The 14,060-nt window shown below is 57.5% G+C and carries 12 protein-coding genes; 5 read left to right on the top strand and 7 right to left on the bottom strand.

Annotated features, from left to right (window positions below):
* Nucleotides 1-32: 32 nt before the first annotated feature.
* Nucleotides 33-2,264 carry a UDP-forming cellulose synthase catalytic subunit gene (gene bcsA / locus CKW20_RS13460; protein WP_095053340.1) on the bottom strand — a complete coding sequence of 744 codons (2,232 nt, stop codon included), beginning with the start codon at nucleotides 2,262-2,264 and terminating at the stop codon, nucleotides 33-35.
* Nucleotides 2,261-3,430 (bottom strand): cellulose biosynthesis protein BcsQ, encoded by a 1,170-nt coding sequence (gene bcsQ, locus CKW20_RS13455; protein WP_095053339.1) that lies wholly within the window; start codon nucleotides 3,428-3,430, stop codon nucleotides 2,261-2,263. Before bcsQ ends, bcsA begins: the two co-directional genes overlap by 4 nt.
* Before the next feature lie 797 nt (nucleotides 3,431-4,227).
* On the opposite strand from bcsQ, the gene nspC reads away from it, so the two are divergent.
* Complete coding sequence (nspC, locus tag CKW20_RS13450; RefSeq protein ID WP_095053338.1) at nucleotides 4,228-5,325, top strand: carboxynorspermidine decarboxylase; 1,098 nt, start codon at nucleotides 4,228-4,230, stop codon at nucleotides 5,323-5,325.
* Between the two features lie 27 nt (nucleotides 5,326-5,352).
* Complete coding sequence (locus tag CKW20_RS13445; RefSeq protein ID WP_095053337.1) at nucleotides 5,353-6,588, top strand: saccharopine dehydrogenase family protein; 1,236 nt, start codon at nucleotides 5,353-5,355, stop codon at nucleotides 6,586-6,588.
* A 134-nt stretch (nucleotides 6,589-6,722) separates the two neighbouring features.
* Here the strand turns inward: CKW20_RS13445 and CKW20_RS13440 are convergent, their stop codons facing one another.
* On the bottom strand, nucleotides 6,723-7,403 hold the full coding sequence (locus CKW20_RS13440; protein WP_095053336.1) for a bifunctional 2-polyprenyl-6-hydroxyphenol methylase/3-demethylubiquinol 3-O-methyltransferase UbiG: 681 nt from the start codon (nucleotides 7,401-7,403) through the stop codon (nucleotides 6,723-6,725).
* A gap of 239 nt (nucleotides 7,404-7,642) precedes the next feature.
* On the opposite strand from CKW20_RS13440, the gene CKW20_RS13435 reads away from it, so the two are divergent.
* A complete protein-coding gene (locus CKW20_RS13435) occupies nucleotides 7,643-8,413 on the top strand; it encodes a class I SAM-dependent methyltransferase (RefSeq protein ID WP_095053335.1) in 771 nt (256 codons plus the stop codon).
* Nucleotides 8,414-8,497: 84 nt separating this feature from the next.
* Here the strand turns inward: CKW20_RS13435 and CKW20_RS13430 are convergent, their stop codons facing one another.
* From CKW20_RS13430 to CKW20_RS13420, 3 genes are read right to left on the bottom strand one after another with little or no spacing between them, the layout of a single operon-like run.
* Entirely contained in the window at nucleotides 8,498-9,157 is a 660-nt protein-coding gene (locus tag CKW20_RS13430) for a TetR/AcrR family transcriptional regulator (protein ID WP_095053334.1), read from the bottom strand.
* Nucleotides 9,144-9,995 carry a 3-hydroxybutyryl-CoA dehydrogenase gene (locus CKW20_RS13425; RefSeq protein WP_095053333.1) on the bottom strand — a complete coding sequence of 284 codons (852 nt, stop codon included), beginning with the start codon at nucleotides 9,993-9,995 and terminating at the stop codon, nucleotides 9,144-9,146. Before CKW20_RS13425 ends, CKW20_RS13430 begins: the two co-directional genes overlap by 14 nt.
* A 16-nt stretch (nucleotides 9,996-10,011) precedes the next feature.
* On the bottom strand, nucleotides 10,012-11,196 hold the full coding sequence (locus CKW20_RS13420) for an acetyl-CoA C-acyltransferase family protein (protein ID WP_095053332.1): 1,185 nt from the start codon (nucleotides 11,194-11,196) through the stop codon (nucleotides 10,012-10,014).
* Between the two features lie 131 nt (nucleotides 11,197-11,327).
* On the opposite strand from CKW20_RS13420, the gene CKW20_RS13415 reads away from it, so the two are divergent.
* Complete coding sequence (locus tag CKW20_RS13415; RefSeq protein WP_095053331.1) at nucleotides 11,328-12,344, top strand: AraC family transcriptional regulator; 1,017 nt, start codon at nucleotides 11,328-11,330, stop codon at nucleotides 12,342-12,344.
* Between the two features lie 140 nt (nucleotides 12,345-12,484).
* On the opposite strand, the gene CKW20_RS13410 is transcribed toward CKW20_RS13415, so the two are convergent.
* Nucleotides 12,485-13,411 (bottom strand): LysR family transcriptional regulator, encoded by a 927-nt coding sequence (locus tag CKW20_RS13410; RefSeq protein ID WP_095053330.1) that lies wholly within the window; start codon nucleotides 13,409-13,411, stop codon nucleotides 12,485-12,487.
* A 126-nt stretch (nucleotides 13,412-13,537) separates the two neighbouring features.
* On the opposite strand from CKW20_RS13410, the gene CKW20_RS13405 reads away from it, so the two are divergent.
* On the top strand, nucleotides 13,538-13,801 hold the full coding sequence (locus CKW20_RS13405) for a DUF2798 domain-containing protein (protein ID WP_095053329.1): 264 nt from the start codon (nucleotides 13,538-13,540) through the stop codon (nucleotides 13,799-13,801).
* The last annotated feature ends 259 nt before the right edge of the window (nucleotides 13,802-14,060 follow it).

Genomic DNA, 14,060 nt, shown 5'->3' with positions numbered 1-14,060 from the left:
GCGAGGTGTAGAGGTCTGGCGAGAGGAACAGTTCAAGATCGGTGCATTTCCGCGATAGGGTCGATAGATGATGGCGTGTTCGAACGTTTGCGCAGCAGCGCCTGACCATCTTTAAGGGTGGCCTTGAACAAGCGGAGAATGGCGCGCAGACCGATGCGGCTGACGTCCCTCAGGGCCGACATAGGGGCGTCGGGGCGACCGTTACCCCACGTGCTGGCCCAGGTATCGGCGCGTGAAAACGTGAGTCGCACCAGTTCACTCTGCAGACGCAGGGGCATGGCATCGAATTGCACGCCGGCCACATTGCCGTGGCTGAATATCGCCGTTACAGGAAAGAGGCTGGAGGGCGGCGTGCGCAGAATGCTGAGTTGCAGCGTCTCCTGGGGGCAGAGTCGAATATCGCCTGGCAGGTTGAGACCTACGCCATTCTGCGAGAAATTCTGGGTGGTGCAATCGAACCACGTGCCATCTTGACGGTAGACGCGCACGGGCAGATCGGCGGGGACCCTGGGTTCGGTGCGTACCTGGGAGGACTCAGTGGCAACCGCGACCGCGGTGCTGACGATGATGATGTTGTAGAGGGTCCAGGCCAGATTGATCAACAAGGTAGCGACCTCGGCCGAATCACTCCCGATCAGTTTCACCGAGCCGATCACCAAACCGAGCATGTTCAAGGTCAGCAACACGATGTAGGGGCGCGCGAGCTTCCAGTCGAAATAATCGTTTTTGATGGTGCCGCCCTTATCGGTCACGTTGAACGTTCCCAGTGACGGTTTGATCAGGGCGAGCAGCACGGGTCGCATGATGTACCAGGCCAAAACCGACTCATAGACTTCGTTCCAGAACGAATGACGAAATCGCCCCTGGATGCTGGAGTTGGTCAGGCTGGAATGGAAAATATGGGGCAGGACATAGACCATCACCATCAACGCCGAAGCGTGGAATATCTGCGCGTCGAAAATCAGGTAGGCCAAGGGCGCGGTCAAGAACACCAGGCGAGGCAGGCTGTAGAAAAAATGCATCATGGCGTTGAGGTAACAGATGCGCTGGCCCAGATTCAGGCCTTTGCCAAGCAGCGGGTTGTCGGTGCGAAAAATCTGCGCCATGCCCCGCGCCCAACGTACGCGCTGACGGATGTGGCGAGAAAGGTTTTCCGTGGCGAGGCCGGCTGCTTGTGGAATGGCAAGGTAGGCAGTATTGAACCCCCGGCGATTGAGCTTGAGCGCGGTGTGCGCATCCTCTGTCACGGTTTCGGTGGCGATGCCGCCGACTTCCAGCAGATGAGTGCGCCGCATGACGGCGCAGGAGCCGCAGAAGAATGTTGCGTTCCAAAGGTCGTTGCCGTCCTGCACCAGACCGTAGAACAACTCACCTTCGTTGGGGACCGAGCGAAACGTATCGAGGTTTTTTTCGAATGGGTCGGGTGAGTAGAAAAAATGCGGCGTTTGCAGCAATGCAAGGTTTGGATCCTTGAAAAACCAGCCCATGGTGACTTGCAAAAAGGAGCGGGTGGGGACGTGGTCTGCGTCAAATACGGCAATGAACTCGCCATCGGTCACTTTCAGCGCCTCATTGAGGTTGCCGGCCTTGGCATGCTGATTGTTGTCGCGGGTGATGTAGTTGACACCAATCTGTTCGCAGAAAATCCGGAATTCTTCCCGACGTCCGTCATCGAGTACATGCACACGCAACTTGGCTTCGGGCCAGTCGATGGCTTGGGAGGCGAGCACCACCAGTTTCACGATGCTCAATGCTTCGTTGTAAGTGGGTATGAAGATGTCGACCGTTGGCCATTGATCGGGCGCCTGCTGCAAAATCTGTGGCTTGCGGTGTAGCGGCCAGGCCGTCTGGACATAGCCGAATACCAGGACAAGCAAGGCATACAGCTCGGCCAGGACCAAACCGTAGCCAAATACGGCATCCTGCCACCTGTCGAAATCCAGCGTGTCAGACAGGCGCCAGTACATATAACGTAACGATGCGATCAACGAGAGGGTGATCAGGGTCAGGATCGCCAGTCGCCCGGCTTGTTTGCGAATGATCAGGCTGACGATGAAACACGCGGCGGCAAATGCTGCCTGGGAATACAGATCAAGCGGAGCAGTAAGGATGCCCAGCGCGAACAATGCCGCAATCAGCCCGGCCGTGATTTTCAGGGCTTGGCGATAGCGCTCGGGCCATCGGTTGAAGCGAGCCTGGAACGTATCCAGTAGCCCTTGCAACCGCCAGGTCTTTGGGGAGGGGGCATTGAACTGAGCGGTCATGGCGCAACGTGCTCGTCGGTAGCATCCAGGAGAAGCAAGGCGCGAACCGCGCGCGCGAGCGAAAGGATGTCCTGACAGCCAATGGAATCCGGTGCGTGCTGCAGAGGATCCCGGTTGTAGGCCAGCGATTCGTTGAGTTGATGATCGAGTCGTATCGTCCTGATCAGATCACTGCCGAGCCGGCGCTGGAGCAGCAGACTCATGTCCTGGCTGAACGAACGCGAACCATCCTGTTTGTTAAGCACATACCTGTGACGTTGTGCATGTCTTCGAGTGGTTTCCAGCCACTGCGCCATGGTGTCCAGCGCCAAATAGGAGGCGGCGTCGGCAACGGTGATGACGAGCACCAGATCAGCGGCATCCAATGCCTGTTGTGAATAGACGTTTGCGCCTGAAGGGGTGTCCAGGATCACAGTATCGTTTTCACCGAGATTCATCGACACCAGGCGCTGGTTCAGCCAGTCGGTATCGTCAAGCATCTGCTGCTTGAGCGATCTGCGATCATTGACGCTGCCCGTGCCAAAGGGCAGGAGCTCGCTGTCGCCATAGCCAGGCTGATAATGGGCGTTCCAGTCGGCATCGGGCTGTTTCAGCTGGATCAGTCCAGGCCCCTGTCTAAGGGTGCCCAAGTGACTGGACAGGGCGTTCTGAGGGTCCAGATCAATCGCGATGGTTCGCCCGCCAAGGCGCCCGAGAGCCTTGGCCAGCCCGGCTGCGACAGTGCTTTTACCCACGCCGCCGTTGGCCGAAACGATAGCGATGACCTTTGCCTTGGTCTGCTTGCGAGGCGCTGGCAGACCGTCTCGACGAATCTGGTTCAGTTCGCGCAACAGTTCGCTCAATCGCTGGTGGTCACCGGTTACGGAGGCAGTCGTTGACTCGCTCGGCAACGGGGCTGTTTTCGGTGAAGGCAGCGAGATGACAACGTTTTTTGCACGTTTCACCGGCGGGCCGATCAGTAATAAGGGGGGCGCGGGCTCGTCAAGTAGAAGCACGGCGGTAATTGCTTGAGGCAGCGCTTCGCTTGAATCTTGCTCAGCGATCGATGTGACAGGTGGTGTCAGGTTGTCTTTGAAGTCTTTATAGTTGGGTTGTATTTCCTGGTAACTACCTGCGGCTTCGCCAAAACTTGCAAAAAGCCTAGTGACGTCATCTACATAGTTCATGCGTTATACCGGGAATTAAATAACTCAGGAATACAGAGTTTATTAACCTGACAAGGTCGGTGCTTTGTTGGATGATGGCAATGTGGCGCCATCATCTGGCGTCTGTGTCTGAGTGTCAATGGTTGTTATAAAAAGTCAGTGACGGTTATTGAAGGCCCTTGTTTGAGGTGTTTGATGCACATTGGCCAACCAGGTTGAACGCCATGAGCCTTGGGCTAGAGGCTGCGCTGGCGGACGCGACTTGAACGCTCGGGAGTTTTTTCATGTTGGCGAATTGGCGAGTGCGCCATGTTAAAAGAGTTCTCCTGATGGTGTCATTGAAGTGTGTGATAACAGACGGAAAGTGTTGTGCAGTTTAAATGATGGGCGTGTATTTACTTATTAGGCAGGCTGTCAATGAAGTCGGGGTTGTTGCTGGTTTAAGCAGTGGCGGGTCGGGAGGTCGATACTGTGTTGGTTATTTCTAATCGAGGTTCGACTTATAAGTTTTTTAACCAGGCTATGGATGAAGAAACTGCTGCGAGAGCCTGTTCGCGATACTTTCCGCCGACATCAACCTATTTAGCAAGTCAGGGAGGGTTATATTTATCGTCTGTATCTGGGTGGCGCTGTCAGTGCGGGTGCGTGTCATACAGAGAGTCGTACGCTGCGTCTGATCCTCTACCGGAATAATCAAACAGGCTCCCGGATCCAGTTCAGGACAACACAGCGAATTGGGCGTTCTGCTCTTTCGATATGCAGTCAGTGAGGGCACAATGCGCATCCTTTTTTTGGCTAGCCTTGCCGGAGGCCTCGAAATGATCAAGACGCCGTACTACCTCATCGACAAACAAAAGCTGCTGGCGAACATGCAGAAGATCGCTTATGTGCGCGAACAGTCCGGGGCAAAGGCCCTGCTGGCACTCAAGTGCTTCGCCACCTGGTCGGTGTTCGACCTGATGCAGCAATACATGGACGGCACCACGTCGTCTTCGCTCTATGAGCTCAAGCTCGGTCGACAGAAGTTCGCTGGCGAGACCCACGCCTACAGCGTGGCCTGGGCCGACGACGAGATCGAGGAGATGCTCGACAACTGCGACAAGATCATCTTCAACTCCATCGGTCAGTTGCAGCGCTACACTGAAGCTTCAGCAGGCAAGGTGCGCGGTCTGCGGGTCAATCCGCAGGTGAGCAGCTCGGATTACCTGCTAGCCGATCCGGCGCGGCCATTCAGCCGTCTGGGCGAGTGGGATCCGGTGAAGATCGAACAGGTCATCGAGCAGATCTCGGGCTTCATGTTCCACAACAACTGCGAGAACGCCGACTTCGGCCTGTTCGACCAGATGCTGTGCACCATCGAAGAGCGCTTCGGCCATCTGCTGCACAAGGTCGAGTGGGTCAGCCTGGGCGGCGGCATTCACTTCACCGGTGAAGGCTACGCGATCGACGCGTTCTGCGCGCGGCTCAAGGCCTTTTCGCAAAAATACGGCGTGCAGGTCTACCTGGAGCCGGGCGAAGCCGCCATCACCCAGAGCGCGTCGCTGGAAGTCACCGTGCTCGACACCCTCTACAACGGCAAGCACCTGGCCGTAGTGGACAGCTCCATTGAGGCGCACATGCTCGATCTGCTGATCTATCGCCTGAATGCCAAGCTGGCGCCCAGCGAAGGTGAACACACCTACATGGTGTGCGGCAAATCCTGCCTGGCCGGCGATATTTTCGGCGAGTATCAATTTGATCGTCCCTTGGCGATCGGCGATCGGCTGTCGTTCATCGACGCAGCGGGTTACACCATGGTCAAGAAGAACTGGTTCAACGGCCTGAAAATGCCGTCCATCGTAGTGAAACAACTCGACGGTAGTGTCGAGGTGGTTCGTGAGTTTGGTTACAACGACTACATGTCCAGCCTTTCGTAAGCTGGCAGAGAAGGAGAGAGAGAAAAATTGAAGAAGAACGTACTTATCATTGGTGCAGGAGGTGTCGCCAAGGTGGTGGCCCACAAGTGCGCGCAGCACAACGATGAACTCGGTCGTATTGCTATCGCGTCGCGCAACATCTCCAAATGCCAGGCCATCATCGACAGCGTCAAGGCCAAGGGCAGCCTCAAGCAGCCCGCCGACATCAAGGCCTTCTCGCTGAATGCTCTGGACGTCGAGGCGACCAAGGCGCTGATCCGTGAAACCGGATCGCAGATCGTCATCAACGTTGGTTCCGCCTTCCTCAACATGTCGGTATTGCGTGCCTGTATCGATACCGGTGCGGCCTACCTGGACACCGCCATTCACGAAGAGCCGGGCAAAGTCTGCGAGACGCCGCCCTGGTACGGCAACTACGAGTGGAAGCACCTCGAGGAGTGCAAAGAGAAGAACATCACCGCCATCCTCGGTGTGGGCTTCGACCCGGGTGTGGTCAACGCCTATGCAGCGCTGGCGCAGCAACAGTATTTCGACCGTATTGATTCGATCGACATTCTCGACGTCAATGCCGGTTCCCATGGCAAGTATTTCGCCACCAATTTCGACCCGGAAATCAACTTCCGCGAATTCACCGGACAAGTGTGGAGCTGGCAGAACAGTCAGTGGACCAGCAACACGATGTTCGAAGTCAAACGCACCGACGACCTGCCGGTCGTAGGGGCGCAGAATCTGTACCTGACCGGCCACGATGAAGTGCACTCCCTGTCGAAGAACCTCGGCGTGCCCAACGTGCGTTTCTGGATGAGCTTTGGCGAGCACTACATCAATGTGTTCACCGTGCTCAGGAACCTTGGCCTGCTCTCCGAGCAACCGGTCAAGACCGCCGAAGGACTGGAAGTCGTGCCGCTGAAAGTGGTCAAGGCCGTGCTCCCTGATCCGAGCTCGCTGGCGCCCGGCTACACCGGCAAGACCTGCATCGGCGACCTGGTCAAAGGCACCAAGGATGGCCAGCCGCGCGAAGTGTTCATCTACAACGTGGCCGACCACGAGGAAGCCTACGCAGAAACCGACAGCCAGGGCATTTCCTATACCGCTGGCGTGCCACCGGTAGCGGCAGCCCTGCTGGTCGCACGCGGTGAGTGGGATGTGCAGCGCATGGCCAATGTCGAGGAACTGCCTGCCGAGCCGTTCCTCAAGGCACTGGATGTGATGGGCCTGCCGACCCGCATCAAGGATGAGAATGGAGACCGTCCCTGGAGCTGAGGCGCGCAAGACACATGTGAATCTCGTATTCCGCGCTAAACGCAAAAACGCCGCTCTTTGAGCGGCGTTTTTGTTTGTGCGTCATTTGTCGGGCTTGTTGAGGACTGGATCAAGATGGCTACTTTTGCCCCGGGTCAGTCGCAATCACCCCGTTGCTCAGCCACCAACAGCAACGACTGCGGCACAGGACTTTGCGGGTGCTGCGGTTCCTGCAGGCCAGCCAGCCGAAAACCGGCCATGTCCAGCGCATTGAGCCAACTGGACAATGTTCGGAAATACCAAGGCATGGGTTGCCACAGCCCCTTGAACCCAGTGAAGGTCTCTTCCCGCCAACCATCCTGATAGTCGCCCGCCGCCGCGGTCCACGGATGCAGTGTCTGGATCACCAGCACGCCGCCAGGGGCGAGCAGGGCGTTCATGGCGGCGAGCAGAGGGATGATGTCCTGGTGCAACAGGGCGAAGTTGGCGCAGATCAGGTCGTAGTTGCTGCCGATGTCCACCTTCGCTTCCACCAACTCTTCATAGCTCGCCAAATGCACCCGCGAAGAGCCCGCCGCCCGCGCCGCCTCGACCAGCGTCGCATCGCCGTCCACACCGACCGCCTCGATGGCCCGTTCAGCCAGCGCACGCAACAGCCAGCCCTCGCCGCAGCCCAGGTCGAGCACACGCTCTGGTTGGCGGCCTAGTACCGCCAGCAGGATTGCCTGGTCGGTAACCTTGAGGCGGCTTTCGATGGTGCCGGTGCGGATAGCCTCGATCCAGGATTGGGCGTTGTGGTGCCAGCTCTGGAGGAGGGTGGATTCGGGGGCAGGCATTTCGATGTCCGGAGTTGTTGGGTGGATGAAAGGATAGGACAAGTGCGGGTGGAGCAGACCTTCTCGGTAACGCTTTACCTGCGTCCGGTCGAAATGATCGATAAGCCCCCGCAAGGTACAAGCGCTATTCTGCGGCGCAAGCATCTGGCCTATCCTCAATCCCGACGCTTAAGGTGAAGATGTCCACCTATAGCGGGGTAGAAAGTACGTGCTGCGAACGAAACGCTGGAGTACGGCTTATGGCAGGTATTCAAAAAGTTGCTCAGATCGGCTACTCATCGCAAGCCGGCACCTATGCAAAGGGGCGCCCGAGCTATCCAATCGAACTACATACCTGGCTTAGAGAAGAACTCGAAATCCTTCCGGGATCGACGGTTATTGATTTAGGGGCCGGCACCGGCAAATTCACTCGATTGTTGAGTTCCATGGAGATCGATGTTGTTGCAGTCGAACCTGTTGAGGCTATGCGAACCGAGTTTGCCAAGAGTCTACCGGGCATCAGGATTCTGGAGGGGACGGCCGAATGCATCCCGGTCGGATCTGGAACAGCACAAGCATTGGTATGCGCCCAGGCCTTCCACTGGTTTGCAAACGAAAGGGCTCTTGCCGAGATATATCGAGTGCTCAAACCGAATGGCCGACTGGGGCTGATCTGGAACGTACGCGATGAGTCGGTGGACTGGGTTGCAGCCATCACGGACATCATTACTCCGTACGAAGGCGATACTCCGCGCTTTTATACCGGACTCTGGCGGTTACCATTCACGGGGCGCCACTTCTCTACCCCCGAACTGACCTGCTTTCGAAACACGCATTCAGGTAGTGCCCAGGAAGTCATCATTGACCGGTTCTTGTCGGTCAGCTTTATCGCCGCTCTGCCTCCTGCCGAAAAGGCGAAAGTGACCGAGCAGTTGCAGTACCTGATCGAAACTCACCCATCCTTGCGCGGGCGTGAAATTATTGAATTCCCATATCAAACCCAAGCCTATCTATGTCGCCGTTTGGATTGATTGACAGGATTCCGCCTGCTAAATCGTGCTGGACGCATGGATTCGTCAGTGAGTTTCGATGGCATCGACTCGCGTAGCAAAGCGCTAAACCGCGGCGGATGTCCCGGGTTTTTTAGCTATTTTTTCTAGAGGCGGGGCAAGGCTTATCGCTTCATGTGTGCGTTTTGGCGCCAGCAACCGCTCGATGGCGCCACTCACCATGTTTTCCATCAAATTATCGCGCTCTTGTTCATCCAGCGAATAATGCGTCAGCCAACTGGGCGCGCTGTTGAGCAAGGCGGCAATGGCATGACCGATGGCCGACAGGCTCTGTTCACTGAGTCGGGGGCGGACGCCGAGCATCAGCAGCAACTTGCGTTCGTACTGCTCGCGCAGTTGCCCGACCCGTTCCTGCTGCTCTTCATTCAGGCAGCCGCTGTCGCGCTCCACCAGACGAAAATGCCAGGGCATCTCTCGATGCAGATTCAGGTGCGCGCGGATCAATTGGTTGAGCCTGTCGCGTTTTGCCGGGGCCATTTGTTCGATGCGCCCCAAGGTGGCCAGCAGCTCTTCGTAGAACTCCTCGATCAGGTCAAGCAGCATGTGCTGCTTGCTGGGGTAATGGTGATACAGCGAGCCCGGGGCGAGCCCCAGGCAGGTCGCGAGCTCACGCATGCCGACCTGACCGAAACCCTTGCTGGCAAAGAGCTCCAGCACCTTGTCCCGGTATTCGGCGAAGCGCGAGCAACGCTCAGGCATAGCCATGGAAGCCGCGCCCCGTTTTGCGTCCCAGGTAACCGGCGGCGACCATCTCCTTGAGCAGCGGAGCGGGGCGGTATTTGCTGTCGTTGAAGCCGTCGTAGAAGGCTTCAAGGATTGCCAGCACGGTGTCCAGGCCGATCAGGTCCGCCAATGCCAGCGGGCCGATCGGCTGGTTGCAACCCAGGCGCATGCCGGCGTCGATGTCTTCGGCGCTGGCCAGGCCTTCCTGAAACACCAGGATCGCTTCATTGATCATCGGCACCAGAATCCGGTTGACCACGAATCCTGGACGGTTGCCCGCGGTGATCGCGGTTTTGCCGAGGGCGGTCGCCATGTCCAGCGCCAGGGCGTGGGTCGCATCGCTGGTTTGCAGGCCACGAATCACTTCGATCAGGCCCATGACCGGCACCGGGTTGAAAAAGTGCAGGCCGATGAAACGCTCAGGCTGGCTGACGCTGGCCGCCAATTGGGTAATGGACAACGATGACGTGTTGGAGGCGATCACACAGTCGGCGCTGACCTGTGCGGCGATTTGTTGCAGCACGCGCAGTTTCAGGTCGAGGTTTTCGGTGGCGGCTTCGATCACCATTTGCACGTTTTGCAGGCTGCTGTAATCGGTACTGGTGCGAATCTTGTCGAGGGCCGCGAGCTTTTGCTCATGCGTCAGCGTGTTTTTGGCGACCTGGCGATCGAGGTTTTTATCGACGGTCGCGATTGCCTTTTGCAAGGCACTTTCAGAGATGTCGATCAAGGTCACGTTGAAGCCGGCCAGTGCGCAGACTTGCGCGATGCCATTGCCCATGGTGCCGGCGCCGATGACGCCAATGTTCTGCAGATTCATGTTCATGTCCTTGTGATCAAACCCGTTCGAACAACACAGCGATGCCTTGGCCGCCGCCGATGCACATGGTCGCCAGGGCATAACGACCCTGACAGCGATGCAGTTCGTGAATGGCTTTGGTGGCGATGATCGCGCCAGTGGCGCCCACCGGATGGCCCAGCGAGATGCCCGAACCGTTGGGGTTGACCTTCTGCGGGTCGAAGCCCAGTTCTTGCGCGACGGCACAGGCCTGAGCGGCGAAGGCTTCGTTGGACTCGATCACATCAAGGTCGGCAACGGTCAGACCGGCGCGCTTGAGCACTAGGCGGGTGGCGGGAATCGGTCCCAGCCCCATCATCGAAGGTTCAACGCCTGCGTGGGCATAACCCACCAGTCGAGCCATTGGCTTGAGGCCTTGTTCCTGAACAGTTTGGCCCGTGGCCATGATCAGTGCGCCGGCACCATCATTGAGGCCGGAGGCGTTGCCGGCGGTGACGCTACCATCCTTTTTGAAGGCAGGTTTCATGCGGCTCAACTGCTCGGCGTTGACCTCGGCCCGTACATGCTCATCCGTCGCAAACGACACCGTCCCTTTGCGGGTCGCTATTTCGATCGGCACGATCTGCCCGGCAAAACGCCCTTCGGCAATCGCCCGGGCAGCACGCTGCTGGCTGAGAAGCGCCAATTCATCCTGGGTCTGACGCGTGATGCCATAGTGCTCGGCGATATTTTCAGCGGTGATACCCATGTGGAAACCGGCAAACGGGTCTTGCAGTGCCCCAAGCATGTAGTCGACGGCCTGCATGTCGCCCATTCGTGCGCCCCAGCGCGCCTGCGGCAACAAGTACGCGCCTCGGCTCATGGACTCGACGCCACCTGCCAGCGCAGCGCCCGCATCCCCCAGCATCAAACTTTGCGCGGCACTGACAATCGCCTGCAAACCCGAGCCGCAAAGGCGGTTGACGTTGAAGGCAGGAGTCTCTTTCGTCAGGCCGGCATTCATCGCTACGACCCGGGAGATGTAGGCATCGCGTGCCTCGGTCGGGATCACATGTCCCATCACCGCATGACCGATGTGTTCGGGCGCCAGGCCTGATCGTTCGATAGCGGCGCGGCAAACGTCGGTTGCCAACTGAATAGGCGGCACATCCTTGAGTGAACCGCCAAAGCTGCCGATGGCAGAACGGACGGCGCTCACTACAAAAATATCGGAATGGTTCATGTCGGCTCTCTGAATAGGTCTTTTTTGTTGGGCACGAGTCTAGAATCAGCAGCGCCACTGGCCTATGCCAAAACTGTTCAAGGGTGATGGCGTTTTTTGCCATGTTCAGATGTGACGAGAGAGGCATTCAAATGCGGGAAACGGATTCGGTGGCGGTTTACTTCATGTACCCCATGATCCATGCGTTGCGTGAGGAACCGCAGCGTCTGCGGTCAGTACTTGAACAAGTGGGCATTGATCCGGCACTGATGGATCAGCCGACGGCACGGGTGCCGGCCACGGCTTTCGCCGCGTTGTGGCTGGTGCAGATTCGTGAGTTGAACGACGAATTTTTCCAGTTGGACTCCCACGGTATGCCGCCGGGCAGTTTTGCCTTGATCTGTCGGGCATTGATTCAGGAGCCGACGCTGGAAAAAGCCATGCGTCAGTGTTTGGCCAATTTCGCCCTGTTCCTGCGTGATTTTCGTGGCACGTTGAGTGTGCGTGGCAAGCGTGCGGTCATCAGCTTGCAAACCTGTTCGCAGAACAGCGAGGTCAGCCGGTTGGGCGAAGAAACGTTTCTGGTGTTGATGATCAGTCTGCTGTGCTGGTTGGGCGGGCGGCGCATTTCTATCGATCGGGCAGACTTTCGTCATCAGCGTTTGTCGCTGCGTGATGATGCCTTGCTCTGGGGGCCCAACTTGACCTTTGGCAGCGAACGCACCGAAATCGAGTTCGCCAGTGACTACCTGCGGCTGCCGGTGATTCAAGACCTGGCTTCGCTGAAAGTGTTTTTACGCACCGCACCGCAATGGCTGGTGATCCGCTTCCGCAACCAGCATGGGCTGGCGTCGCAGGTTCATCAGCGCCTGCGCCACAGCCATTACAGCGAATGGCCGACCTTGCAGGCCTTCGCCCTGGAACAGCACCTGAGCCCCAGCACCTTTCGCCGGAAATTGGGACGTGAAGGCTGTTCGTATCAGGAAATCAAGGATGAAGTGCGGCGCGCGGTGGCGTTTGAACGGTTGCGCCAGAGCAAGGCGAGCATCAGCGATATTGCTGAACAGTTGGGATTCCAGGAGCCGAGTGCGTTTCATCGGGCGTTCAAGAAGTGGACGGGGGAGAGCCCGGGGCGGTATCGGGCGCGGTTTCAGGAGCGTTCTGCATGAGCCCTGCTCGCTGGATCACGGCAAGGTTATATCAGCTCCGCAAATGGTCATCGTGGTCAAAGTCATGTTTTTCAGTGCCGAGCCTCGCAAGGGAAGAGAGCAGATCGCTGCAGATTGAGTTGGACTCGTCATTCGGCTGCTTATGCGAGGGCATGCGACTGGCTTTGCATCTCTCGTTCAAGAAAATCAATGAACGCGCGCACCTTCGCATTCAAAGCCGATCGCTCAGTGACGCAGGCATAGATGTCCAATGGCTCAGGCTCTGCGCAAGCTGCGTTGCGACTGCCCGTCTCGAACAACGGTAGAAGTCGGCCGCTGTCAATCAGTGGCTGAGCGATAAAGCTCGCGAGGCGTGCGATCCCACCGCCGTTTACAGCAATCTGCGCGATAGTATCAATGTCATCGCAGACGAAGCCCGGGTTTACTTTGGCCTCGAAGCGGCTGCCGTTGAGTACAAAGGTCCAGGGCAGAAAACGACCATCAGTTGGATAGCGAAAGACAAGGCATGTGTGTTGCTTCAGCTCCTCAAGGTTTGTCGGTATGCCCGCACGGTCGAGATACGCGGGTGACGCGCAGAATACGAAAGGAAACGAAGCGATGCGCCGGACGATGAGCTGATCGTTCAGCTGTGCTTCGATGCGGATACTGATGTCGACGCCCTCCAGCCGATGATCAACGCTGCGATCCGTACTGATCAGTTCGATGTCGATGCGCGGATAGGCGTCCTTGAAGGCGGGCATTAATGGCGCGAGTACACGACGTCCAAATGCCGCTGTGGTGGCGATGCAAAGCGGCCCCTGCGGCTTGGTGCCGACCGTGGCAGCTTGCGAGGCGAGATCGATATCGCGCGGAATGTGGCGCACCTTCTCGAAATAGCGCGTGCCGCTTTCGGTGAGCGCCATGCTGCGGGTTGTACGAGAGAGCAGGCGCACACCCAAGTGGGTTTCGAGTCGCGTGATGCTCTGGCTGACCGCAGCGGCGCTCATGCCTTGGGCACGGGCCGCCGCCGCGATGCTGCCGTTTTCTACCACACGGATATAGGTATTGATCAAACCAAGAATATCCATCGGGTCCTCGTGCTCGATTCGTTGATTTTGCTTAATAAAGATTCAAGCGTAACACCTCTACCGGCGTGTTCGGCAGCTTGCTAGGTTAGCCGCTCTCGCTACTCAAGATTGACAAGGCTTAAATCGATGACCGATAGAACAGCTAGAAATACTGCACGTTTTCGCTTGCCTAAACACGCGACGCCTTACGTCTTTGCGCTTTACATGGCCACTATCATGGCGTTTCTCATGTGTCTCGTCATCACCCTCGCGGAATTTGGAATAGGTGAACATTACATGGAAAATGTGATGAATGCGTACCAGGTGGCAATGCCTTCGGCGTTCGTCTGCGTGCTCGTCGTGCGCCCAATCGTTGCCCGACTTGTGGCGTGGACCGTGCAGACTCATTGAGAGATCGGGTCGACGAAGTACGGTCTGTCGGTGCATGGGTATCTACACATCTATTGAGCTACAGAGATTCATTGCCGGTGCTTGGTGCTTGGTGCTTGAAGTACATATCCATTTCTGCGGTAACGGCCGCTGGCGGTTTCGCTTTTACAGCGAGTCACTTGGAAAAGCCCCAAGTAACCAAGGGCTCTTGCCCCGCCATTCGGTGCCTCGCCCAGGCTCGGCATGCCCTCACTCCGGCATTGCTCCGGGGGCCCGCCGC

This window comes from Pseudomonas sp. Irchel s3b2, assembly GCF_900187445.1.
Taxonomy (GTDB): Bacteria; Pseudomonadota; Gammaproteobacteria; order Pseudomonadales; family Pseudomonadaceae; genus Aquipseudomonas.
Note: the sequence above shows the minus strand (reverse complement) of the source record. Positions and strands in the feature narration are given on the sequence as shown.